Here is a 21,606-nt window from a genome sequence, read left to right as displayed (position 1 = left end):
ACGCCGTCGGTGCGCTGACGCATGTCGATGCCGTCGTTCTTCATCGATCGTCCCGTCTTTGCGTGGATCGTCGCGCTCGCGATCGTCGTCGCGGGCGTGCTCGCGATTCCGCAGCTTCCGATCGCGCAGTATCCGCGCCTGGCGCCGCCACGCGTCGTGATCACCGCCGCCTACCCGGGCGCGTCGACCGAGACGGTCGACGGCGACGTCGGCAGCATCATCGAGGAAAGCCTCGACGGCGCCGACGGGCTCCTGTACTACGAGACGAGCAGCGACGGTCACGGCAACCTCGAGATCGACGTGACGTTTTCGCCGGGCACCGATCCCGACATCGCGCTCGTCGACGTGAACAACCGGCTGAAGCAGGTCGAGTCGCGCTTGCCGCAGCAGGTCGTCCAGCAGGGGATCGGCGTGTTCAAGGCGGCGAACACGTTCCTGATGCTCGTCACGCTGACGTCGACCGACGGCTTGCGCGATTCCGCGCAGCTCGGCGATTACCTGAACCGCTACGTGCTGCGTGAATTGAAGCGCGCACCGGGCGTCGGCGCGGCCGAGCTGTGGGATGCCGACGAAGCGCTGCGGGTCTGGCTCGATCCGCACAAGCTGCGCGAATACGGCCTCGGCGCCGACGACGTGATCGCGGCGATCGGCGCGCAGAACGCGACGGTGACGGCCGGCGCGATCGGCGACGCGCCGTTTCCGGGCGGCCAGCAGCTCACCGCGCAGATCGTCGTCAAGGGGCAGCTCGCGTCGCCGGACGAGTTCGGCCGGATCGTGCTGAAGTCGAAGACGGATGGTTCGGCGGTGCGCGTCGCCGACGTCGCGCGCGTCGAGATCGGCCGCGACGACTATTCGTTCTATTCGCGGCTGAACGGCCGCCCGGCCGCGACGGTCGGCATCCAGCTCGGCCCGCGCGGCAATGCGCTCGAAACGTCGAACGCGATCCGTGCGCGGCTCGCCGAGCTGTCGCGGACGTTGCCGCCCGGCGTCGCGATCGAGATTCCGTTCGACGGTGCGCATTTCGTGACGATCGCGATCCGCGAGGTCGTGCTGACGCTGATCGAGGCGGTCGTGCTGGTGTTCTGCGTGATGTGGTTGTTCCTGCGCGACCTGCGCTACACGCTGGTGCCGACGGTCGTGATTCCGGTCACGCTGATGGGCGCGTTCGTCGCGATGTGGGCGTTCGGGCTGTCGATCAACGTGTTCACGATGTTCGGGCTCGTGCTTGCGATCGGCATCCTCGTCGACGACGCGATCGTCGTCGTCGAGAGCGTGCACCGCGTGATGGAGGAGGGCGTGTCGCCGCGCGACGCCACGCGCCGGGCCATGAAGCGGATCGGCGGGGCGATCGTCGGCGTGACGGCCGTGCTGACCGCCGTATTCGTGCCGATGGCGTTCTTTCCGGGCACCGTCGGCGGCATCTACCGCCAGTTCGCGGTGGCGATGATCGCGTCGATGCTGGTGTCGTCGTTCATGGCGCTGTCGCTCACGCCCGCGCTGTGCGCGAACCTGCTCAAGCCGGTCGCGCCGCACGATCGCGGTGCCGGCCAGGCGCGCCGACGCGGCCTCGGCGCGCGCCTGGCCGACCGGTTCGGTGCGGCCTTCGCACGCGCCGAATCCGGTTATCGCCGCGTCGCCGTGTTCGCGGTGCGCCGCACTGGTATCGTCGTCGCGGTCTACGCGGCGCTCGTGCTCGGCTGTGCGCTGCTGTACTGGATGATGCCGGGCGGTTTCCTGCCGACCGAGGACCAGGGGCAGCTGCAGGTGATGATCCAGTTGCCGGCCGGCGCGACGCAGGCGCGCACGCTCGTGGCCGTCGAGCGGGTCGAGGCGATCCTGCGCGCGGAGCCGGCGATCGCGAACGTGACGAGCGTGATCGGCTGGAGTTTCGCGGGCAGCGGGCAGAACGTCGGGATGGCGTTCGTGGAGTTGAAGGACTGGGCGCAGCGCGACGTCGACGCGATGACGTTGCGCGACCGGCTCAACCGGCGTTTCGGCGAGATTCTCGACGGCGACGTCGAGGCGTCGCTGCCGCCTTCGGTGCGCGGCATCGGGCATTCCGACGGGTTCACGTTCCGGCTCGAGGATCGCGGCGGTGTCGGGCTCGATGCGTTGAAGGCGGCTCGCGAGCAGCTGTCCGAGCGCGCGAAGGCCGATCCGCTGCTGGCCGCCGTGCATTTCGAAGACCTGCCGGACGCGCCGCGTATCGAGCTCGACGTCGATCGCGCGAAGGCGTATGCGCTCGGCGTGCCGTTCGAGCGGATCGCGGGGCTCCTGGGCGGCACGTTCGGTTCGAACTACATCAACGATTTTCCGGCGTCGGGCCGCATGCGGCGCGTGATCATCGAGGCCGAGCCGGGCGCCCGCACGACCGACACGCAACTGATGGCGCTGACCGTGCCGAACCGCACCGGCGACATGGTGCCGCTGTCGGCCATCGCCGCGCCGCACTGGACGATCGGCCCGGTGATGCTGAACCGTTACAACGGCTATCCGTCGCTCGACATCAGCGGCCGGGCGGCGACCGGCACGAGTTCGGGTGCGGCGATGGCGGAGATGGAGCGGCTCGCCGGCGCGCTGCCGGCCGGGATCGGCTTCGACTGGGTCGATGCGGCGCGTGAGGAGCAGGTCGCTGCGCGGCAAACGCCGCTGCTCGTCGGGCTGTCCGTGCTCGCGGTGTTCATGGCGCTTGCCGCGCTGTACGAAAGCTGGACGATTCCGCTGTCGGTGCTGACGATCGTGCCGCTCGGCATGATCGGCGCGATCGCGGCAGCGCTCGCGCGCGGCATGCCGAACGACGTGTATTTCAAGGTCGGGATGATCACGGTGGTCGGGCTGGCGGCGAAGAACGCGATCCTGATCGTGCAGTACGCACGCGATCTGGCCGCGCACGGCATGTCGCTGCGGCAGGCGGTGATCGATGCGGCGGCCGCGCGATTCAGGCCGATCGTGATGACGTCGATGGCGTTCCTGCTGGGCGTCGTGCCGCTCGTGCTGGCGACGGGCGCGGGTGCGGAAAGCCGGCGGTCGATCGGCACGGGCGCGTTTGGAGGCGTGCTGGCGGCGACGATGTTCGGGCTCGTGTTTGCGCCGGTTGCGTTTCGTCTGGTGGTGTCTGCAGGCCGGCGCGGTCGGCAGGCTGCCGGGATGCGGCGTGACACGCGGCGGGCGGAAACGGTCGGGGATCTGGAGGTCGATTGACGGTGGCAGCGGGTTGTTTTCGGTCGGATCAATGGCGGGATGGTGCGAATTCGGACGGAAATGTTGTATTTGACATAATCATAATTATCGATAGTTCGTGTTGTAGTGGCTAGATTGAAATGTCCGCTTTTGGCTAAATAAAAATGTCGTGTTTTGGAATGCGCCGGCGCAGAAGAACGAATGCCTAGAAATTGCGCGCCACACCAACCATGAACATGTCCTGGTCCTTGTCGTTGCGGGTTGCGACACGATTGAAGCGCAAGCTCGCCGCCCAATCGTTCGTGACCTGATAGGTCACTTGCGCACTGAGCAACGCATTGAGTCGCGTCCTGCCCGAGGCCTCGTCCCGATCCCGCGAGAGATACGGGCCGACACCTGCCGAAAGCGTCCATTTGCTCTTGATCGGCGCGACGTACCAGAATTGCGCGGCCACACCTCGTCGGCCGGCAACGCCATTGTTGCCTTCGTAGATGAAGCTCGCCGAATAGGCCCACGCATTGCCGAGCGGCCGCTTGACTTCGACCATGTATCCCTTTTCGATCGGCACTTGAGGACGATTCGTCTGCGACGTCCCGGCCCAAACGCTGACCTGCGTCTTGCCGTCCGAAAACGCCGGGCCAGGATCGCCGCCGAAATCCGAGCCGATGCCGAAGAGCACCGCGTCGGAATTGAATCCGCCAATCATCTGAACGTGGTTGTACTGCACCTTGAGGAAGAAGCGCTTCGGAACGACGTAATACCGCACCGCTGCCGACGCGCGCACGCCCCAGCGCTTGTCATTGCGTGGCTGGTCGTCGACGTGTGTCGTGTCCATGCTGAAATACGGGCCCGCCGAAAATTCGAGCGCCACACGACTGCCGACCGGCCAACGAAACGAACCCAGGGCGGCAAAACCGTCACGGTGGTGATCCAGCGGATGCCCCTCGTTCAGGTACGCGAGGTAGACCGACCAATAATCGTTCAAGACGTCACCGAAGCCGACTTCGTACGCACGCCAGTGCATATCGCCACCCTCGGTCGCGCGTCCGTCGCCGTACACCGCATAGACGTTGAGCGTTCTCTCCGATGGTTTGAGCCTGCTCGATGAACTACTCGAAGGGCCATCCTCGGCGTACGCGTGTACCGGACCCGCCAGTATCGTCAGACCGGCGATCGAGCTCGCGAGGACGAAGCGCGAACAGATGTAACGGCACTGTCCCATTTGGACACCCCCTCACCTTGTAACCGCGATTTCCCCGAAAGGTTGATAACGATTATAGGCGGCGTCCGGTCAGGCGGCTGACGTGCATCGCATGCCGACATCGTGCGGGCGCATCGACGACGAAGCCGTCGATGCGCCCGCTCACCTCCTCGCGAGATGCGATTGCGCGGCATCAACGCGGTGGCCGACGCCAACGCTTGCGCGCCCTCTTTCATGGCCGCTTGTTACGCCCGCTTCGCGAAATCGCCGAAGAGCGACTTCAATGCACACCGACCACTGCGAACACGCTTTTACGGCAATTCCCCTGCCCTGTTAGGAATCAGATTCGGCATCGGGGCATAGGAGCGCGTCGGGTCGAGCGCGTTTCCATGGGCGTCAGTTTGAATTGGTAATAAGGCTATTGTGATAAGAAAAGTTATCGGAATAGAGATATCGTTTTATCCAACTACGTGTTTCGTGGCAGGCAAATCCGCGTGTCGAGTCGCCGGAAAATCGGTCCCTTCGCCGAGATCGCGCCACGCTTCAGCGGTCGCACGCAGCGCATCGAGGTGCTTTAGGGCGACGCCGATTTTCCGATCAGCAAGGCGCAGCGGCGGCGCTTCCGTTGCCAGTGCGGCAACCAGCCTCCCCTACATTTGTTCCCGCGACGCAAGACTGTTGCTCCACGGTGGGTGTTCGAAATCGCGACCGGCACGCCTACAGTCTGCCCATCGGATTCATCGATCCGGTCGGCACTGAAGCCGAACACCACTCACCTGTCGAGGCACATCATGAGCACATCCAGAGTCATCATCGTCACCGGCGCATCGCAAGGCATCGGCGCGGAAACGGTCAACGCATTTCGCGCGCGCGGCCATCGCGTCGTCGCGACGTCCCGCTCGATCGGCCCGTCGAACGATCCCGATCTCGTTACCGTCACGGGCGACATCGGCGATCCGGCCGTCGCGCGCCGTGTGGTCGACGCAGCAATCGAACACTTCGGCCGCGTCGACACGCTCGTCAACAACGCGGGCGTGTTCATCGCGAAGCCATTCACGCAATACACCGCGGATGACTACGCGCGGATCACGAGCGTCAACCTGGACGGCTTCTTCCACGTCACGCAGCGTGCGATCGACGCGATGCAGAAGCATGGCGGAGGCCACGTGGTCAGCATCACGACGAGCCTCGTCGATCACGCGAACAGCAACGTGCCGTCGGTGCTCGCGTCGCTGACGAAAGGTGGCCTGAATGCGGCGACGAAGTCGCTCGCGATAGAGTATGCGAAGGCCGGCATCCGCGTGAATGCGGTGTCGCCCGGCGTCATCAAGTCGCCGATGCATGCGCCCGACACGCATGCGACGCTCGCGTCGCTGCACCCGGTCGGCCGCATGGGCGAGATGAGCGACATCGTCGACGCGATCCTGTATCTGGATTCGGCGCCGTTCGTGACGGGCGAGATCCTGCACGTCGACGGCGGCCAGAGCGCGGGGCATTGAGCCTCGGCATCGGGATGACGCGCCGGCCGGCCTAGCGCCGTACGGTGGCGCGCTTGACGCGTGCGCGGCCCGCCTGTTTGGCGGGCGCACGCGCCAGTTGCTCGACGAGAAAATCGACGAACACGCGCACGCGCGACGACAGATAGCGCGCATGCGGATACAGCAGCATGAACGGCCGCGACCGGCCGCCAAGGCCGGGCAGCACTTCCACGAGCGTACCGGCGCGCAGATCCTGTTCGACGATGAAGCGGTAGGTCTGGAACAACCCCGCGCCGCTACGTGCGAGCGTCACGCCGGCCAGGACGTCGCCCGAGGTGCCGTAGCTGCCGGTCGTCGCAACGTCGAGTTCGTCCGACTCGTCGTCGAACAGCCAGGGAATCGGCCGCCCGCTGCTCGGCAGCTCGAACTGGATGCACTCGTGCGCATGCAGATCGTCGATCGCGGTCGGCATGCCCGCGCGCTTCAGGTAACCGGGCGTCGCGACGATCACGAGTTCGGCATCTTCCAGCTTGCGCGCGACCAGGTTCGAATCGGCCGGCGCGCGGCCGCGGATCGCGAGATCGAAGCCTTCCTCGGCGAAGTCGATGTTGCGGTTGCTCAGGTGGGTTTCGATGCGCACGTCCGGATACTGCTCGCGAAACGCGGGCAACAGCGGCAGCACGCGATAGTGCCCGTACGGGGTCGGCATGCTGATCCGCAGCACGCCGGCGGGCGTCGCCTGCTGGCCGGTCGCTTCGCGTTCCGCGTCGACGAGCTGCGACAGCGCATCGCGGCATTGCTCGAAATAGCGCCGGCCGGAATCGGTCAGGCGAATCTGCCGCGTCGTGCGCACGAACAGCCGCACGCCGAGACGCTCCTCGAGCCGCGCGACCGACCGGCTGACCGCGGCCGGCGTGACGCTCGCCGCGGTGGCCGCCAGCGTGAAGCTGCCGAGTTCGGCAGCAAGGCAGAACAGCTCGATGCTGCCCAGCAGCAGGTCGTCGAATTTACGTTGCATGGGGCGGTTCCTGCCGTCTTCCGCATGTGCGCGCGATGGAGCAACGAGTGTGCATGAATATCGCGCGGGAAACCAGCCAGCGCCGCGCGCGTGATTCGTTACATGGCGTCCCGAATCAATTGCGCGGCTGACATTTACCGGCTTCGGGCGCCTGACTACAGTGACTGACAGGCACTTCCGGCCACCCGAACCATCGATCTCCCAGGAGTACGACATGACCATCGAACAGAAGCTTGCCGAACTCGGCCTCGCGTTACCCGAACCGCAGACTCCGCTCGGGAGCTATACGGCCGCCAGCGAAGCCGGCAACCTGCTGTTCGTGTCGGGCCAATTGCCGCTCGTCGACGGCAAGGTCGCCTATACCGGCCGCGTCGGCGAGCAGTTGAGCGTCGACGAAGGCAAGCACGCTGCCCGGCTGGCGGCACTGAACGTGCTCGCGCAGATCCGCAAGCAACTGGGCGGGTTCGACCGGCTGCGCAAGATCGTGCGTGTCGAGGGGCACGTCAGCTCGGCCGACGGCTTTTTCGGGCAGCCGGCCGTGTTCGACGGGGCATCCGACCTGTTCGCCGCCGTGCTCGGCAACAAGGCCGGACACGCGCGTTCCGCGTTTTCCCAGCGCCAGTTGCCGGCCGATGCGGCCGTGATCCTCGTCGTGATCGCCGAGATCGACGCAGCGTGACCGAGCGGCCGCCCTGCGGGTGGCCATTTCGCACTCTCGTGGGCGTTTGCGCGTGCCCTGCCCGGATTCCGGCACAGTCGTCGATCTGTTCGATATCGGGGCTTGATCGCCCGAAAGCCTTGTCCAGAAAGGCGCGACACGTTTCAGATACATTAGAATACAAAATATCGCATGCGATTTAATCGAATGCGCTTGACTGCGTGGGTCGACGCGACCAAACTGCGTCGCATGCGATCGAATCGCATCTGAAACAAACCAGACAACTGACGGAGCAAATGATGAGCAAGATCGAAAAAGTGCTGTACACGGGCAAGACGCATACGACTTCCGGCGGCCGCGACGGTGCGGCGCGCAGTTCCGACGGCCGCCTCGACATCCAGCTGTCGTCGCCGGGCAGCGCCGGCACCGGCACCAACCCGGAACAGCTGTTTGCAGCCGGCTGGTCGGCCTGTTTCATCGGCGCGATGCAGCTTGCGGCGCGTGCCGCGAAGGTGACGCTGCCGGCCGATCTCGCGGTCGACGCCGAAGTGGATCTCGGCACCGGCGGCAACGCGTACTTCCTGCAGGCCCGGCTGAACGTGAGCGTGCCGGGGCTCGACCGTGACGTCGCGCAGCAGATCGTCGACGCCGCGCACCAGACCTGCCCGTATTCGAAAGCGACGCGCGGCAACATCGACGTCGACATCCGTATCGCCTGAACGTTGTAGCGGGCGGCCGAACGCCGCCCTGCCGAAGATCCGATTCCTTTTCTATGAGGTGAATGATGAAAGCCCAATTGATCGCTGCCCTTCTCGTTGCTGTTTCGGCCGCTGTTGCCGCACCGGCGTTCGCCAACGAAACCACCGTGACGCGTGCGCAAGTGCGTGCCGAGCTCGTCCAGCTCGAACAGGCCGGCTATCGTCCGGGCCGTGCGAACGATCCGCACTACCCGGATGACCTGCAGGTCGCGTTGACGCGCATTCACGCGAACGACGCCGTGGCGGCCGATACGTCCACGTCGTCCGGCTACGGCGGCGACGCTGCCGCCACGACGCAGTCGGGCAGCCGGCCTGCGACGCCCATCGCCGAGCGCTCGATCTACTTCGGCCATTGAATGAATCCGCGAACGGCGCCGATGGCCGGCGTGCAGTGCGCATCCGCTGAATCCCCGTTTCCGTCTCGAGGTACATGATGAAGACCCGACTGATTGCCACCCTCCTCGTCGCTGTGTCGGCCGCCGTTGCAGCACCGGCGTTCGCCAGCGAAATCACCGTGACGCGTGCGCAGGTGCGCGCGGAACTGGCCGCGCTGCAGCAGGCCGGCTACCTGCCGAACCGTCCCAACGATCCGAACTACCCGGACAATATCCAGGCGGCGCTGAGCCGGATTCACGACAGCGGTGCCGTCGCGGCCGACACGCAGGCAGCCGGTTACGGGAGCGATGCCGGCAGCGCGACGCAATCCGGCAGCCGCAACGTGGTTCGCACGGCCGAGCGCTCGATTTATTTCGGTCATTGAGCACGGCGCGACGACAACAGTCGCCGATCCCGATCATATAAAGCGCATGCGATGTAATCGCGTGCGCTTTTTTGTTGTTGAGGTGATGGAATCCGGATCGACGGCGCTACCTGCTCGACCGAACGGGTCTATGCTGTGCGGCACCCCACTATCAATCGAGGAGCAGCCGATGCGGGATGCTACGACCGGAAACGCGACGGACGATGCGCACGCGCTCGACCGGGTTGTCTGGAATGCACTCACGGGCAAGCAGCGCCGCTTTGCGCTCGGCAATGAACACGTATGGCGATTTCCGGCGGCCGTCGCGCCGTTTGCCGCGATCGCCGACACGAGCGCGGCCTCGTTCGACGCGCTGCGCGAACTGGTCGCCGCATACGGGCCAACGGCCCTCGTCACGCCGGACGAGATCGAACCGCCTGCGGGATTGCCGGTCATCCGGCGCGCGGCGCTGCTGCAAATGGTCTGGCAAGGAACACCCGATCCGGCGTATGAAACGGAGCATGTCACGCTCGGCGAAGCCGATGTGCCGGACATGCTCGCGCTGACCACCGCGGCGCAGCCGGGCCCGTTCGGCCCGCGCACGTTCGAGCTCGGCCGTTATATCGGCGTGCGCAGTGAGGGCCGGCTGGCCGCGATGGCCGGCGAGCGGATGCAACTCGACGGGTATACGGAGATCAGCGCCGTGTGCGTGGATGCCGCGTTTCGGCGGCAAGGTCTTGCGGCGCGCCTGATCCGGTCGTTGATTGCGTCGATCGGCGCGCGATCGGAAACGCCTTTCCTGCACGTCCTCACGACGAACCAGGTGGCGATCGAGCGCTACGTCGCGCTCGGCTTCGTCGTGCGCCGTGAGATGCGCCTGCTGGTGCTGGGCGACGCGCACGCATGACGACGCGGCCGACGCGAGGCACGCGTCGGCCGCCGGTGGTTCATCGGCTTATGCTTCGGTCGAACGGATCAGGTTGCCGCGCAGCGTGACGATCGCCTTCTGCACCTTCGCGAATTCGTCCGGCTTCAACCCGGTGGCTTCGACCAGATCCATGTCGAGGCCCTTCTCGCGCACGCGGCGGCCGCTTTTCGTCAGGCTGACGAGCACCTGGCGTTCGTCGGACGGATCGCGGTGCCGCTCCAGGTAGCCCATCGCCTCGAGCTTCTTCAGGATCGGCGTCAGCGTATTGGATTCGAGGAACAGCTTCTCGCCGAGCTGGCCGACGGTCTGGTTGTCCTGCTCCCACAGCGCGATGATCGTGATGTATTGCGTATACGTGAGGCCGAGCTCGTCGAGGATCGGCTTGTATGCCTTGCCGAACGCGAGGTTCGTCGAGTAGATCGCAAAGCACAGGAACTCGGACAGCTTCGGCGCGGCGATCGATGAGGTATCGGTCGGTTTCATGGGCTTCCTCCGGCGACGCGAACGGTCGCACACGAACACATTATATATCGCATGCGATCTTATCGGAAGCATGATAATCGGCCTCGATGAACCGGTGTGGCGTCAGCCCTGCCTGCGGCGCTTGCCGGTCGGCTGGCGGCTGACCGACAGCAGCGAGCATTGCACCGGATGCGCGATTTCGGTCGCGAGCCCGCCTGCGGCAAACAGCAGGATCATCAGCCAGCGTTTCATGCGTCCTCCACGACCGACAGGCTCGCGCCGTTGGCGACCGTCGCGTCGAGCGCGTACGGATCGACGCCGTCGAGACAGCCGAGATTGACGCGCCAGCATGCCGGGTCCTTGCGCGTCTGATGGAACGGATAGACGCCGCACCGGCTGCAGAAATAGTGACGGGCCGTGCGCGTGTTGAAGCGGTAGCACGTCAGCGCGCCCTCGCCTTCGACGATATTCAGGCTGGCGGCAGCGAACATCGGGCTCATCAGCGCGCCGCGGCGGCGGCACAGGCTGCAGTTGCAGCGGACGGCCGGCGTAACGGTCGTCCTGACTTCGAACTTGACGGCCCCGCAATGGCAGGATCCCTTGAACCAGGTGGCAGACATGATGGACTCCATAAGAGGTCATGCCTGCTTTATAGCGAACCCGCGCGCGGTGGTTGTATCGTGCTGTATCCGCGGTCCGTTCAGATACAGATCATTGCAAATCTCCGGCTCGCGCGATCAGTCCAGCGCGTGCTGCAGCCGCTCGATCGCCGCGCGCGTTTCGCGCTCGAGCGCGGCGAACAGCTCGGCGGCCGGCAGCGCGCGCGCGAGCGGAGCGGCCTGCCCGGCCCACTGCGCGCCGTAGCCGAATTCGCCCCGCGCTTTCGCGGCCGCATGCAGCGCCTTGCCCGCGTCGTAGGCGATCGGATACGCGGGCGTGGCCGGCGCGTGCGGGTCGTCGCCGAGCGCGGTCAGACGGTTCGCGATGCCGCGCGCGAGCCGGCCCGAGATCGCGGCTGTCAGCGTCGTGCGGCGTGCGGCGTCGCCGAGGATCGCGCGGCGATAGCCGTCGTCGATCGACGTTTCCGGGCACGCGACGAACGCGGTGCCGAGCTGCGCGGCCTGCGCGCCGAGCGCGAGCGCGGCGGCAATGCCTTCGCCGTCCATGATGCCGCCGGCGGAGATCACGGGCAGCGCGCATTCGCGCGCGATCAGGCGCGTCAGCGCGAACATGCCGAGGCGATCGTCGTGCGCAGTCGAATCGAACACGCCGCGATGCCCGCCGGCTTCGATGCCCTGTGCGACGATCGCGTCGATGCCCGCGGCGGCGATCTGCCGTGCCTCGTCGAGATTCGTCGCGGACGCGAACAGTGTGATGCCCGCGTGCTTCAGTGCGGCGATCACGTCCGTGGACGGCAGCCCGAAATGGAAGCTGACGACGGCCGGTTTTTCTTCGACGAGCATCGCCTGCATGGCGGTGTCCGCGATGAAGCTCGTGTAGATCTCCGCCAGCGACGCGGGCGGCGTCGCGCCGTATTCGCGGAACACTGGCGCAAGCCAGTCGAGCCACGCGCGTTCGACCGCTGCATCGGCGCGGGCCGGACTGTGGCAGAACACGTTGATGTTGAACGGCCGGTCGGTGAGCGCACGTGTGTCGCGGATCATCTTGCGCGCGCCGTCGGCGTGGGTCGCGCCGACGCCGAGCGAGCCGAGCCCGCCCGCGTTCGATACGGCGGCGGCCAGCGCCGGCGTGCTGACGCCGGCCATCGGCGCCTGGACGATCGGTGCGCGGATGCCGAGCGTGCGCAACAGTGTCCGGTTGTCGGGCGGTTGATTCATGTCGCTTGCCTCTTGCGATATCCGTGATCGAAAGGCTTCGGCTGCATGCAGGCCGAAGCGCGTGACTCAGGTTCGGATCGACGCGCGTGGGTCGGACTTCGCGCGCAGCCGGTCACGAGAAAACGATGGGCGGCCATGCGGTGCCGCTGGCTTCCGGATGCGGCGTCAGCCGCTGTGCCATCCTACGCCAGGCGTCGATCCGCGGGCCAGCCGCTAGCGGCCGCGTGCCCAATGTGCGAGCCCGGCGCAAGCGGCCAGCAGCGCGCCCGTCACGAAGAACACCGAATGCAGGCCGAACGCGACGCCGATCTGCCCGCCGATCACGGGGCCGATCACCTGTCCGCTGAACTGTGCGGACTGCAGGTAGCCGAGCATCTGCCCCGTCGCACGCTCGTCGACCGACTGCCGCACGAGCTTGCCGATCGACGGCAGCAGCCCCGCGAGCGTCATGCCCATCAGCGCGCGCAGCGCGGCAAGCTGCCACCAGTGCGTGACGAACGCCTGCGGCACCATCGCGAGCGCGGTCAGCAGCAGGCAGCCGACGATCACGTTCCAGCTGCCGATCCGGTCGGCCAGCGCGCCGAGCCGCGCGGCTGTCAGCATGCTGCCGAGTGCCGAACACGCCATCACGACACCGGCGACCCGCGCGAGGTGGTCGCCGCCTACGCCGAGGCCGCCGATATAGACGGTGATGATCGGCTCGATCGACATGTTCGCGAGCAGCACCATCATCGCGGTCACCAGCAACGCGGCGACCGCCGCGCGATTCGTACGGTGTGCGGTGCCTGCGGCCGCGCCGGCGGTGCGTGTTTTCGCGTCGGTGCCCGCGTGGAAGTCTTCCTTCACGACGAAGATCGTCAGCAACGCGGCGACGGCGATCATCGCGCCTCCGGCGAAGAACGTACCGCGAATGCCGACCCAGCCCGGCAGCAATCCGCCGACGAGCGGCCCGACCAGGTTGCCCGCGAGCGCGCCGGTCGACAGGATGCCGAGCGCCCAGCCCGCGCGCTCGCGCGGCGCCTGCGTGCCGACCATCACGGTCGACGCCGACGCGTAGCCGCCGACGAGCCCCGCGATCAGCCGCAGCGCGACCAGTTCGACCACGTTGTGCGCGACGCCGATCAGCGACATCACGATCGCCATCCCGATCGCCGCGCGCACGAGCATCGGCTTGCGGCCGAAGCGGTCCGCGAGGCGGCCCCACAGCGGCGCCGTGACGGCCGTGCCGAGAAACGTCGCGCCGAACGCGATGCCCGACCACTGGATCACGGCCGACTGCGAATCGACGCCGAGTTGCCGCACATACAGCGGCAGGAACGGCAGCAGCATGCTCAGGCTGACGAGCGTCGTGAACGACCCGAAGACGCACACGGCGAGATTGCGCCGCCAGTAGCGCGCGTTGCGTTCGGCATAGCTCGCGGCGGGCCGATCGGCGGGCGTGGCGGCTGGCGCGTGGACGGTCGTGCTCATCGCGCCCTCCTCGCGGAAATCGGGCGCACCCTGCCGGACCACGCATTGACTGCCCGTGCGTGCAGTTGATCCAGAAGTGCTTGATGCATGTCGACCTCCATTCGCTGGACGGACGCCCTGCGTGTCCGTCGGTTGAAGGAAGTCTAGATTGAGTCGAATATCGGGAGAATCTCCGTCATGCGAAAGTCATTCTTCCGCATCCCGGTTCAATCGCCGTCGGTGATGGCCGCCAGCCGCGCGAAATGCTCGCGCAGGCGCGGCGCGGCAAAATCGACGAACGCGCGAACCTTCGGCACCGACAGCCGTCCGTAAGGCGTGACGAGATGGATCGGCAGCGGCGCATGTTCACTGTCGCGCAGCACGATCCGCAGCGTACCGTCGCGTACCTGTTCGGCGACGTGATAGGAAAAGAGTCGCGTGACGCCGTGACCGGCGACGGCCGACGCGACCGCGCCGCGGATCGTGTTGATGGTGAAGCGCGGGGCGAACTGGACGACCTGCGGCACGGCCGATGGCCCCGACGGCGGGAAACTCCACGAGTCGAGTCCGAAGTGCGTCATCGAGATGATCCGGTGCTGCGCGAGATCGGCCGGTGCGTCGATCGCCGGATGCGCCGCCAGGTAGTCGGGCGACGCAACGACGACTCGCCGCACGGAGCCGACCGGAATCGCGACGAGCGTGGAATCGGACAGGTGTGCGATGCGCAGCGCGACGTCCATCCCTTCGTCGATCAGGCTGACGGGACGGTCGAGCAGTTGCAGGCGGATCGACACGGCCGGATGGCGTTCGATGAATGCGTCAAGCAGTGCGCGCAGCACGTCTTCACCCGCCGCGACGGGCGCGGTGACCGTCAGCATGCCGCGCGGCGCCGAGCGTTCGTCGGCGACCAGCATGTCGGCTTCTTCCAGATCGGACAGGATGCGGCGGCACGCAGCCGCGTAGCGTTCGCCGGCCTCGCTGAGCCGATTCGTCCGCGTGGTGCGGTACAGCAGCGCGGTGCCCGTGTGTTCCTTGAGGAACGCGATCGCGCGGCTGACTGCCGCCGGCGACCGGCCGAGCCGTCGCGCCGCGCCCGCGAGGCTGCCCTCGTCCAGCGTGGCGACGAACACCTTCATCGCATCGATTCGATCCATGGTCTGTGTAGGTGCGCGGGCGATCGTGTCGTGGGGTGGCGGGCAAGCGAGCGTGCAGTCTACCGTACGTGCGTCAGCCGCCTTGCGGGGAATGCCGCGCTCGTGGATTTGGCCCTACAATGCGCAGACGAGAAACCGCACGAACGGCCGTCAGGGTGCCGCGTTCATTGAACGCGGGGTCCGACATTCAAGCGGTGCCGCTGAATAACCAACAACATAAGCACAGCACACATGAAAAGAAGAACATTTCTCGCGCTGCCCGCCGTGGCGGCGTCCGGCATGTTTGCCGGCTGCTCCGACGTCAAAATCGGGCCGATCACCGATCGCATGATGAAAGACCCGGAATACCGGGAAACGCTGTCGGCATTCCTGATCAGCCCCGACGGGAAGAAACTCGTCGTGATCGGCAAGCAGTACCACTACATCTTCGATGTGCCGCCTGCCCTCGCCGTCAACCTCACGGCGCCCTATCGCCCCAAGCTTCATACCGATTTCGACGATTTCGAGACGCACGGCGACAAGATCTCCGGGCGTTACATCCTGGAGCTTTCGAGCGAGGATGCCCCGCCCGGCTCCGAACTGCGTGCGCGCGCGGTCGCCGACGGTTTCAAGGACGAGCGCTACCGGCTGACCGAGCGCGGCACGATCAGCGGCACGCGTTACCAGCCGAACGACGTCACGCCGTCGTCGATTCCGCAGGCGTTCAATCATCCTTACAACGTCGAGGTCATCGAGCGGCCGTCGCTGCTCGGCCGGGGCGCGAAGCTCGCGCTGTCGCCGCTCACGATAGCGGCCGACGGCGCAGTGGGCCTGCTTGGCGTGGCGCTGCTCCCGATCGCGCTCACGGCATTCATCATCGTCGCGCATTGAGGCCGGAATCCACGATGAAATCCCCCCTGGCCGACGCGTGTTCCGGATCGGCTGCGTGGCCGTGTGCCTGGCATGATGCGCGTGCCGGTACGCCGCCGGTGACAACCGGCGTACCGGCACGTGCGACGACATTGCGGCATCAGACCTCGTACCGCACCGCATGTGCCTCGGTGGGCAGCGGCAGATCCCAGCGCAACAGCATCGCCTCGAGCGCGCGGTTCGTCAGTGACGTGTCGCGCCGTGCGTTGCGGCGCAGCAACTCCGCGCGCGGCTGTTCGAGATAGACGAGCGTCACGTCGGCGCCGTACGCATACAGCAGGTCGAGCGTCTTCTTGCGCATCAGCGGCGACAGGTTCGTCGCGTTCCACACGAACGGGCGCCGCTCGCGCAATAGCGCCTTCGCGGCGTCGACCGCATGGTGCGCAACCGCGCCCTCGTTCTGGCCGTGACGCAGCCCCAACGCATCGCGCGCATCGTCGAACGACACGACCGGCAGATCCGGATGATGCCGCGCGACCCACGTGTTCTTGCCCGATGCCGGCAGCCCCGACATCACGACGACCCGCGAGCCCGGTGTGCGGAACAGCGGATAGTTGGGATGCACGTCCGCGCCGCGGAAGTAGCTGAGCGCCGTGTGCGCGTCGGCGAACGCACGCGGCTGGCCGTAGCAGCCCTCTTCCCGCGCGAGTTCGCGCAGCAGCTCGATGTTGTCGAGCACGCGCTGCGTGTCGTCGCAGATGCGCCCGCGGATATCTGCTTCGGCGAGCAGGCACAGCAGCGGAATGCTGACCTGCCACGACAGCTCGCGTGCGATGAACTCGGGCGTGCCGTGGCGCGCCCCGCTCATCGCGAAGAACGGCACCTGGTGCACGGCGATCATCCGGCAGACCGCCTCGCGCGCCGCGAACGGCATGCCGGCATCCCACAGCGCGATGCGCGCATCGATCGCGCCCTTGCGCGAGTGGCCGGGATGGCCGATCGCGCCGGTGACGGGATCGACGACGGTGGTGCTCGACTTGGCGACATCGTGCAACAGCGCGGCCAGGAACACGATTTCCTGGTCGGCGCGCGAAGCGGCCTGATAACCGGGCAGCGCCAGCAGCGCATCGATCACCATCGTCGTATGCGTCCACACGTCGCCTTCGCCGTGATGAGCGGGCTCTTGCGGCGTCGTCTTCGCGTGTTCGAGCGCGGGAAACGCCGCGAGGCACGCGTGATAGTCCGGCTGCCGGCCGGGCGCAGGCACAAGTGCCTGTAACTGTCCGTACTTCATGATCAATACTCCTTCCGAAACGGCGATCGGCCGTTCCGTGTTCATTTTTTCGGATGTGCGGCCGCGACCGATTGCCATGTCACGGCCGGGTGCGGCGCATACAGGTCGACATCGGGTGCGAGCAGGTTCGGGATGAACGGCTGCTCCGAGTGATGGCGTGCCGAATCGAGAATGGCCTGCACGAAGTCGTGGCGCACCCACTTCAGGCGTCCGGTCGTCGTGTCGTCCGTCTCGACCTTCACGTAGAGCCCTTCGGAGCGTTCCGACTTGTCGCATTGCTGCCATGCCCGTGCAAGATCGAGCCCCTGGCGCCGCACGGTGTCCTCGAACGCACGGCGCCAGTCCGGCGTCTTCGCGAGCGACGGGCCGAGCAGCGCTTTGAGGTCGGCCAGCCGCGCCGGCGCGACGCCTTCGTACAGCACGGGCACCGACAGCACGGGCCCGTCGGCGAGCAGCGCGCGACGCGCGGGCGTCGACAGGAAACGGCCCATCGTGCGGTCGAACACGTCGAACTCGAAGAAGTGGTGCGGCAGCGCGTCGTAGAACACCGCGTGCTTCTTGCTCATCGTCTCGCCGTACATCACGTAACGATCGCCGAGGCGGTCGAGCAGCCAGCCGGCATGGGCCGCGGCCCAGGTCTTCACGAAACCGAACTGCCGCTCGCGGCCGCCGCCGGCCAGATAGTGACCGCGCGACTGCAGCAGCAGTTCGCCGGCCGGGCTGAAGCTGATGCCGGTGTTCGCGCCGTCGAGCTTTTCCTCGACGACGATGTGCGCGCCGGCGAGCGTGCGATACGGAATGTGGTCGTGACCTTCGTCGCCGTCCTGCAGGCGCGAGCCTTCAAGATGCGGCGTGCGCGGGTAGCGGGCGAGGTCGAGCGATTGCGCGTAGGCGCGAAAATCCAGCGTCATGGTCTTTCTCCGGAAACAGGGAAAAAGCCGACGACGTGAACGAACGGATGGGAGTGCGTTGCGGTGTCAGTGCGGGTCCGGGCGCGGCCCTGCGATCATCGTTCCGGCGTTGCGACGCAGACGGAAACGGGCCGGACGACACGCGGCCGGGACGGCAGTCGTCGGCGTATCAGGCGAAGGGACGAATGTTTGCGGGCACTTGGATCACCGGTTCGATGAGGGTTCAGGGATGAAGCAGGCGGATGCTACGAAACGGTTTTTGTGCTGTCAAGCGCCGTCATGTGTGTCGGTTGCGGTCGTCCGCATGCGCCGTATGCCTGCTCGGGCGCGCCGCGCACGCCATCGCCGCGCAAATGATCCGGAATCCTATTTGTGTGTTTTTCGCCACATCGAATCGAAATTCCATCGGCAAGGCCGGATCACTCGCTTGCTGCGCCCGTTGCGTACATGCTAGAGTCGCCGCCATTCCGATCAACCCCTCACTCGCAAGGAGAAGAACATCATGACGTCACGCCAGCGCTCCTCCCGTCGCGGGTCGTAGTTCGGGTTTTTCGCGTCCGTCCGTTTCATCGTTCACGCAACGTAGCACTACGCATCGTCGTCATGGCGATGAGCCGGGTCGTCCCGATCCGGTCGTGCCGCCTCCCTCCCGACTTCCGATGTCGGGCCGCGCATGTGTGCGCTGCCCGCGCCATGGCCCGCCGTTCTTCCTTTTCATCGAACGGAAACCTCCATGGGCAATTCCATGCAATACCTGGGCGAACGCATCACGCTGTGCGCCAGCCCGACCACCTGGATCGAAGGTGAGGCCATCCGGCAGCTCGAACTGGCTGCCACCCTCCCCGGCATGCGGCGCGTCGCCGGCATGCCCGATCTTCACCCCGGACGCGGCTACCCGGTCGGCGCGGCGTTCTTTTCGGCGGGCCGGCTGTATCCGGCGCTGATCGGCGGCGACATCGGCTGCGGGATGGCGCTGTGGCGAACCGCGCTCGATGCGCGGCGCACCAGCGCGTCGAAGCTCGCGAGCCGGCTCGGCTCGATCGACGCCACGCCCGATGCAAGCTGGCAGCCGCTGATCGCGGCCGCCGGATTCGCCGGTCACGCGTTCGCCGCGTCGCTCGGCACGATCGGCAGCGGCAATCACTTTGCGGAGGCGCAGCGGATCGAGACGGTGTACGACGCCGACGCGGTCGCGGCGCTCGGTCTCGATCGCGAGTACCTGCTGCTGCTCGTGCACAGCGGGTCGCGCGGCTTCGGCCAGTCGATTCTCGAGCAGCACATGCGCGAGCACGGCTACAACGGCCTCGACGAGCCGGATGCCGCATGCGCGGCGTACCTTGCACGGCACGACGCGGCGTTGCGTTATGCGATCGCGAATCGCGACCTGATCGCGCGGCGCATGCTGGCGCGCTGGCGCAGCGACGGTCGGTGCGTGCTCGACGTGAATCACAACCTGGTGAGCCGCGCGAACATCGACGGCGAGCCGGGCTGGCTGCATCGCAAAGGCGCGACGCCGGCCGACGCGGGGCCCGTCGTCATTCCGGGCTCGCGCGGCGACTACAGCTACCTCGTCGCGCCGGTGCGGCCCGACGATGCGGCGAGCCTCGCATCACTCGCGCACGGCGCGGGCCGCAAATGGACACGTGGCGATTGCAAGGGCCGCCTCGAGCGGCGCTTCACCCCGTCGCAGCTCACGCGCACGCCGCTCGGCAGCCACGTCGTCTGCGAAGACCGTGAACTGCTGTACGAGGAAGCGCCGCAGGCGTACAAGCCGATCGACAGCGTCGTCGACGCGCTCGAGGCGGCCGGCCTGTTGCGCAGGCTGGCACGGCTCGAACCGGTGCTGACCTACAAGACGTCCGGGGAGGGCTGCCGATGCTGATGCAGATTTCCTCGGCGCACGGTCCGCCCGAATGCCAGCTCGCCGCGGCCAACGCGTTGCGGCGCCTGCAGGCGGAAGCCGATGCGCGGCACGTCGTCGTGACGGTCCTCGATGCGCAGCCGGGCGAACGGCCCGGCACGCTGCGTTCGGTGCTGCTCGATCTCGACGGCGATGCGGCACCGGCACTCGCCGAACGGTGGATGGGCACACTGCAGTGGATTTGCACGAGCCCGTACCGGTTGCGCCATCCGCGCAAGAACTGGTTCATCGGCGTCACGCGCTGTGCGGAGGCGCAGCCGCTGCCGGACGGCGACGTGCGGTTCGAAGCGATGCGCGCTCGCGGGCCGGGCGGCCAGCACGTGAACAAGACGAGTTCGGCCATCCGCGCGACGCATGTCGCGACCGGCCTGTCGGTACGCGTGGAAAGCGAGCGCAGCCAGCATGCGAACAAGCGTCTGGCGCTGCAGTTGCTGCAGGTGCGATTGCAGCAGGAAGCCGATCGTCACGCGTCGGACGCGCGCCGGCAGCGGCGGATGCAGCACTTTGCGCTGGCGCGCGGGAACCCCGTGCGCGTGTTTCATGGGACGGCGTTCGTGCCGGCCGATTGAGCATGGCCGCACGGCTGTCGGCGGCGAGCCGCCGCATGCCGTGTCACGCTACGCGCAAAAACGCAACGGCCCCGCTCGATTGCTCGAAGCGGGGCCGACTGAATTCGGGGGCTGCTTACGCCAGCGACTCGGCACGTAACGGGTTCGTGCATCCGCCCTATCTTGCGGCCGGTTGCTGAACTTCCCAAGAACGCGACTTTAAGGAATTCAGATCACCGAAGATATCGGACAAGTCCGGCAAAGCCGTTTAGTAAGCGGACATCTCGACGCAAGGATCGACCTTGGACGGGGAGCAGATCACCGAGTACTTGGCGCTCTCGCGCATCAGCGCTTCGCCTTCGTGCAGCGCGATCTTGATCTCGGGGTGACGCTCGTACGCGAGGAAGGCCGAGCACATCACGGCGGACATCACGACGAGGGAAAACACAAATTTTTCAAGGGTTTGGAAACGTTCAGGCATGGTTCGACCTTTCTCTTAGGCCGTAATTATATCTCGAAATAAGGGTTTTCCCTATAAGTCGACCCGCATACCGAGGATGCGTTCAAGCGAGATCGGGCCAGGTGATCGTGCCCTTTTCAGGAAAACGAGCGAGACGGCGCGGCCTGCCGGAACGAGGCCGCCCACCAGGAGAAGGAAAAGAAGGCTGGCCGCCGGCGCGTCACTGCGGCGCCGACGCGCCGCTCGCCGCATTGCCCGGCCACGCCTTGCCGATATGGTCGATCAGCGATTTCGCGGTGCCCGTCACGAGCGCCGCATCGACGCCCGACGTCTGCCACGATCCGTCGGCGGCCTTCACGAAGGTCAGGTTCGCGCGCGACGGCGAGTAATCGGCGTTGCGCCACGTGACGACGACGTCGCACGAGTACGTGCGATCGCCGAGTTTCTTGCAGTCGCCGTCGGGCTTGGCCGACACGACATCGGCCGACACGGGCAGCGGCTGGCCGAACAGTGCGTTCAGGCCGCCGTGGTTTTCCGCTTCGAGCGCGCGGCGCACGGCGGCGTCGACGTCGCTCGATCCGGGACCGTCGTGGAGCAGGTTGCAGGCGGCCAGCAGCGTCGAGGCGCCGGCGAGTGTCAGCAGCGTTTGAAACTTCATGGATATCCGTCGATCGGGTGAACGCGCGTAGTCTGCAACGTCCGCGTGCCGGGCGCGGTATCCATTTGTAACCAATTGCACGGATGCCCGGCACGGCCGAGT

The 21,606-nt window shown here is 66.5% G+C and carries 22 protein-coding genes; 10 read left to right on the top strand and 12 right to left on the bottom strand.

Features of this window, described 5'->3' with window-relative positions:
- The first annotated feature begins 27 nt into the window (after positions 1-27).
- Positions 28-3,201 (top strand): multidrug efflux RND transporter permease subunit, encoded by a 3,174-nt coding sequence (locus AC5LXX_RS08705; RefSeq protein ID WP_493411107.1) that lies wholly within the window; start codon positions 28-30, stop codon positions 3,199-3,201.
- 184 nt (positions 3,202-3,385) lie between these two features.
- Here AC5LXX_RS08705 and AC5LXX_RS08700 read toward each other — a convergent pair whose 3' ends face one another.
- The gene (locus tag AC5LXX_RS08700; RefSeq protein ID WP_493409223.1) at positions 3,386-4,402 is read right to left on the bottom strand and encodes a hypothetical protein; all 1,017 of its coding nucleotides are present in this window, start codon (positions 4,400-4,402) and stop codon (positions 3,386-3,388) included.
- Positions 4,403-5,172: 770 nt separating this feature from the next.
- Here AC5LXX_RS08700 and AC5LXX_RS08695 point away from each other — a divergent pair.
- Positions 5,173-5,880, top strand: coding sequence for an SDR family NAD(P)-dependent oxidoreductase (locus AC5LXX_RS08695; RefSeq protein WP_493409222.1), 708 nt, complete (start codon positions 5,173-5,175; stop codon positions 5,878-5,880).
- Between the two features lie 31 nt (positions 5,881-5,911).
- Here AC5LXX_RS08695 and AC5LXX_RS08690 read toward each other — a convergent pair whose 3' ends face one another.
- A complete protein-coding gene (locus AC5LXX_RS08690; RefSeq protein WP_493409221.1) occupies positions 5,912-6,877 on the bottom strand; it encodes a LysR family transcriptional regulator in 966 nt (321 codons plus the stop codon).
- A 214-nt stretch (positions 6,878-7,091) separates the two neighbouring features.
- Here AC5LXX_RS08690 and AC5LXX_RS08685 point away from each other — a divergent pair, with 214 nt between their 5' ends.
- The 5 genes from AC5LXX_RS08685 (at position 7,092) to AC5LXX_RS08665 (ending at position 9,939) form a co-directional block, all read left to right on the top strand.
- Positions 7,092-7,556 carry a RidA family protein gene (locus AC5LXX_RS08685; protein ID WP_493409220.1) on the top strand — a complete coding sequence of 155 codons (465 nt, stop codon included), beginning with the start codon at positions 7,092-7,094 and terminating at the stop codon, positions 7,554-7,556.
- A 278-nt stretch (positions 7,557-7,834) separates the two neighbouring features.
- Positions 7,835-8,254 carry an organic hydroperoxide resistance protein gene (locus AC5LXX_RS08680; protein ID WP_322083086.1) on the top strand — a complete coding sequence of 140 codons (420 nt, stop codon included), beginning with the start codon at positions 7,835-7,837 and terminating at the stop codon, positions 8,252-8,254.
- 65 nt (positions 8,255-8,319) lie between these two features.
- Positions 8,320-8,649, top strand: coding sequence for a DUF4148 domain-containing protein (locus tag AC5LXX_RS08675; RefSeq protein ID WP_493409219.1), 330 nt, complete (start codon positions 8,320-8,322; stop codon positions 8,647-8,649).
- A gap of 74 nt (positions 8,650-8,723) precedes the next feature.
- Positions 8,724-9,053: a DUF4148 domain-containing protein gene (locus AC5LXX_RS08670; protein ID WP_493409218.1), complete on the top strand. Its 330-nt coding sequence runs from the start codon at positions 8,724-8,726 to the stop codon at positions 9,051-9,053.
- A gap of 169 nt (positions 9,054-9,222) precedes the next feature.
- Entirely contained in the window at positions 9,223-9,939 is a 717-nt protein-coding gene (locus tag AC5LXX_RS08665) for a GNAT family N-acetyltransferase (RefSeq protein WP_493411106.1), read from the top strand.
- 48 nt (positions 9,940-9,987) lie between these two features.
- On the opposite strand, the gene AC5LXX_RS08660 is transcribed toward AC5LXX_RS08665, so the two are convergent.
- The 6 genes from AC5LXX_RS08660 to AC5LXX_RS08635 form a co-directional block, all read right to left on the bottom strand.
- Complete coding sequence (locus AC5LXX_RS08660; protein ID WP_493409217.1) at positions 9,988-10,443, bottom strand: MarR family winged helix-turn-helix transcriptional regulator; 456 nt, start codon at positions 10,441-10,443, stop codon at positions 9,988-9,990.
- Positions 10,444-10,545: 102 nt separating this feature from the next.
- On the bottom strand, positions 10,546-10,674 hold the full coding sequence (locus AC5LXX_RS08655; protein WP_282505006.1) for a hypothetical protein: 129 nt from the start codon (positions 10,672-10,674) through the stop codon (positions 10,546-10,548).
- Positions 10,671-11,042, bottom strand: a complete 372-nt coding sequence (locus AC5LXX_RS08650; RefSeq protein ID WP_493409216.1) for a GFA family protein — start codon at positions 11,040-11,042, stop codon at positions 10,671-10,673. Before AC5LXX_RS08650 ends, AC5LXX_RS08655 begins: the two co-directional genes overlap by 4 nt.
- Positions 11,043-11,159: 117 nt before the next feature.
- Positions 11,160-12,260: an NAD(P)H-dependent flavin oxidoreductase gene (locus AC5LXX_RS08645; RefSeq protein WP_493409215.1), complete on the bottom strand. Its 1,101-nt coding sequence runs from the start codon at positions 12,258-12,260 to the stop codon at positions 11,160-11,162.
- A 213-nt stretch (positions 12,261-12,473) separates the two neighbouring features.
- A complete protein-coding gene (locus AC5LXX_RS08640; RefSeq protein WP_493409214.1) occupies positions 12,474-13,730 on the bottom strand; it encodes an MFS transporter in 1,257 nt (418 codons plus the stop codon).
- 206 nt (positions 13,731-13,936) lie between these two features.
- The gene (locus AC5LXX_RS08635) at positions 13,937-14,863 is read right to left on the bottom strand and encodes a LysR family transcriptional regulator (protein WP_493409213.1); all 927 of its coding nucleotides are present in this window, start codon (positions 14,861-14,863) and stop codon (positions 13,937-13,939) included.
- 327 nt (positions 14,864-15,190) lie between these two features.
- Here AC5LXX_RS08635 and AC5LXX_RS08630 point away from each other — a divergent pair, with 327 nt between their 5' ends.
- Positions 15,191-15,733: a 5-formyltetrahydrofolate cyclo-ligase gene (locus AC5LXX_RS08630; RefSeq protein WP_493409212.1), complete on the top strand. Its 543-nt coding sequence runs from the start codon at positions 15,191-15,193 to the stop codon at positions 15,731-15,733.
- A gap of 139 nt (positions 15,734-15,872) precedes the next feature.
- On the opposite strand, the gene AC5LXX_RS08625 is transcribed toward AC5LXX_RS08630, so the two are convergent.
- Together AC5LXX_RS08625 and AC5LXX_RS08620 are read right to left on the bottom strand one after the other, a co-directional pair.
- The gene (locus AC5LXX_RS08625; RefSeq protein WP_493409211.1) at positions 15,873-17,006 is read right to left on the bottom strand and encodes an AAA family ATPase; all 1,134 of its coding nucleotides are present in this window, start codon (positions 17,004-17,006) and stop codon (positions 15,873-15,875) included.
- Between the two features lie 41 nt (positions 17,007-17,047).
- Positions 17,048-17,917: an RNA ligase family protein gene (locus AC5LXX_RS08620; RefSeq protein ID WP_493409210.1), complete on the bottom strand. Its 870-nt coding sequence runs from the start codon at positions 17,915-17,917 to the stop codon at positions 17,048-17,050.
- Between the two features lie 733 nt (positions 17,918-18,650).
- On the opposite strand from AC5LXX_RS08620, the gene AC5LXX_RS08615 reads away from it, so the two are divergent.
- A complete protein-coding gene (locus tag AC5LXX_RS08615) occupies positions 18,651-19,799 on the top strand; it encodes an RNA ligase RtcB family protein (protein ID WP_493409209.1) in 1,149 nt (382 codons plus the stop codon).
- Positions 19,793-20,407: a peptide chain release factor H gene (gene prfH / locus AC5LXX_RS08610; RefSeq protein WP_493409208.1), complete on the top strand. Its 615-nt coding sequence runs from the start codon at positions 19,793-19,795 to the stop codon at positions 20,405-20,407. Before AC5LXX_RS08615 ends, prfH begins: the two co-directional genes overlap by 7 nt.
- Before the next feature lie 247 nt (positions 20,408-20,654).
- Here the strand turns inward: prfH and AC5LXX_RS08605 are convergent, their stop codons facing one another.
- Together AC5LXX_RS08605 and AC5LXX_RS08600 are read right to left on the bottom strand one after the other, a co-directional pair.
- Positions 20,655-20,867 carry a hypothetical protein gene (locus AC5LXX_RS08605; protein ID WP_047900698.1) on the bottom strand — a complete coding sequence of 71 codons (213 nt, stop codon included), beginning with the start codon at positions 20,865-20,867 and terminating at the stop codon, positions 20,655-20,657.
- A gap of 199 nt (positions 20,868-21,066) precedes the next feature.
- The gene (locus AC5LXX_RS08600; protein WP_059234165.1) at positions 21,067-21,504 is read right to left on the bottom strand and encodes a hypothetical protein; all 438 of its coding nucleotides are present in this window, start codon (positions 21,502-21,504) and stop codon (positions 21,067-21,069) included.
- Positions 21,505-21,606 lie beyond the last annotated feature (102 nt).

It is taken from the genome of Burkholderia torrens (assembly GCF_984668525.1).
Note: the sequence above shows the minus strand (reverse complement) of the source record. Positions and strands in the feature narration are given on the sequence as shown.

Bases quoted from the DNA above. Each gene is read 5' to 3' on its own strand.
- AC5LXX_RS08655 (WP_282505006.1), bottom strand. From the start codon at position 10,674: ATGAAACGCTGGCTGATGATCCTGCTGTTTGCCGCAGGCGGGCTCGCG.
- AC5LXX_RS08660 (WP_493409217.1), bottom strand. From the start codon at position 10,443: ATGAAACCGACCGATACCTCATCGATCGCCGCGCCGAAGCTGTCCGAG.
- AC5LXX_RS08625 (WP_493409211.1), bottom strand. From the start codon at position 17,006: ATGAAGTACGGACAGTTACAGGCACTTGTGCCTGCGCCCGGCCGGCAG.
- AC5LXX_RS08650 (WP_493409216.1), bottom strand. From the start codon at position 11,042: ATGTCTGCCACCTGGTTCAAGGGATCCTGCCATTGCGGGGCCGTCAAG.
- AC5LXX_RS08640 (WP_493409214.1), bottom strand. From the start codon at position 13,730: ATGAGCACGACCGTCCACGCGCCAGCCGCCACGCCCGCCGATCGGCCC.
- AC5LXX_RS08635 (WP_493409213.1), bottom strand. From the start codon at position 14,863: ATGGATCGAATCGATGCGATGAAGGTGTTCGTCGCCACGCTGGACGAG.
- AC5LXX_RS08665 (WP_493411106.1), top strand. From the start codon at position 9,223: ATGCGGGATGCTACGACCGGAAACGCGACGGACGATGCGCACGCGCTC.
- AC5LXX_RS08615 (WP_493409209.1), top strand. From the start codon at position 18,651: ATGGGCAATTCCATGCAATACCTGGGCGAACGCATCACGCTGTGCGCC.
- AC5LXX_RS08685 (WP_493409220.1), top strand. From the start codon at position 7,092: ATGACCATCGAACAGAAGCTTGCCGAACTCGGCCTCGCGTTACCCGAA.
- AC5LXX_RS08670 (WP_493409218.1), top strand. From the start codon at position 8,724: ATGATGAAGACCCGACTGATTGCCACCCTCCTCGTCGCTGTGTCGGCC.
- AC5LXX_RS08695 (WP_493409222.1), top strand. From the start codon at position 5,173: ATGAGCACATCCAGAGTCATCATCGTCACCGGCGCATCGCAAGGCATC.
- AC5LXX_RS08680 (WP_322083086.1), top strand. From the start codon at position 7,835: ATGAGCAAGATCGAAAAAGTGCTGTACACGGGCAAGACGCATACGACT.
- AC5LXX_RS08620 (WP_493409210.1), bottom strand. From the start codon at position 17,917: ATGACGCTGGATTTTCGCGCCTACGCGCAATCGCTCGACCTCGCCCGC.
- AC5LXX_RS08675 (WP_493409219.1), top strand. From the start codon at position 8,320: ATGAAAGCCCAATTGATCGCTGCCCTTCTCGTTGCTGTTTCGGCCGCT.
- AC5LXX_RS08630 (WP_493409212.1), top strand. From the start codon at position 15,191: ATGATGAAAGACCCGGAATACCGGGAAACGCTGTCGGCATTCCTGATC.
- AC5LXX_RS08690 (WP_493409221.1), bottom strand. From the start codon at position 6,877: ATGCAACGTAAATTCGACGACCTGCTGCTGGGCAGCATCGAGCTGTTC.
- prfH (WP_493409208.1), top strand. From the start codon at position 19,793: ATGCTGATGCAGATTTCCTCGGCGCACGGTCCGCCCGAATGCCAGCTC.
- AC5LXX_RS08700 (WP_493409223.1), bottom strand. From the start codon at position 4,402: ATGGGACAGTGCCGTTACATCTGTTCGCGCTTCGTCCTCGCGAGCTCG.
- AC5LXX_RS08600 (WP_059234165.1), bottom strand. From the start codon at position 21,504: ATGAAGTTTCAAACGCTGCTGACACTCGCCGGCGCCTCGACGCTGCTG.
- AC5LXX_RS08705 (WP_493411107.1), top strand. From the start codon at position 28: ATGCCGTCGTTCTTCATCGATCGTCCCGTCTTTGCGTGGATCGTCGCG.
- AC5LXX_RS08645 (WP_493409215.1), bottom strand. From the start codon at position 12,260: ATGAATCAACCGCCCGACAACCGGACACTGTTGCGCACGCTCGGCATC.
- AC5LXX_RS08605 (WP_047900698.1), bottom strand. From the start codon at position 20,867: ATGCCTGAACGTTTCCAAACCCTTGAAAAATTTGTGTTTTCCCTCGTC.